The sequence below is a fragment of the Mesorhizobium sp. M8A.F.Ca.ET.208.01.1.1 genome, assembly GCF_004791315.1.
In the GTDB taxonomy this organism is placed as follows: Bacteria; Pseudomonadota; Alphaproteobacteria; order Rhizobiales; family Rhizobiaceae; genus Mesorhizobium.
Window position 1 is genome coordinate 1 of sequence record NZ_SRUT01000369.1, and the last position, 289, is coordinate 289.

Genomic DNA, 289 nt, shown 5'->3' on the forward strand with positions numbered 1-289 from the left:
GCGCTGGTCGAGGGTTTTCGCGGCGACATCCTTGCCTGGCTGCGCATCGGCGAGGACGGCCTGATCGAGCGCTGCCACTTGCGCGACCCATCATGGTTCCAGTGGCCGCTGCTGGAAGCGGCGATCGAAGGCAACATCGTCGCCGATTTCCCGCTCTGCAACAAATCGTTCAACTGCTCCTATTCCGGCCACGACCTGTAAAACCATGCGAAAACTGCTCTTCGAAAGCCTGATCCGCCCGCCCCTGACGGAACGCCCGCCACGAGCCAGCAATGCTGCCGTCGACGAG

General features: G+C 62.6%; 2 pseudogenes. Both read left to right on the top strand.

Features of this window, described 5'->3' with window-relative positions:
* A pseudogene (locus EN851_RS35695) lies at positions 1–201 on the top strand (hydrogenase expression protein HypE); the annotation flags it as partial.
* A 4-nt stretch (positions 202–205) separates the two neighbouring features.
* Positions 206–289: pseudogene (locus EN851_RS37990) on the top strand (hydrogenase); the annotation flags it as partial.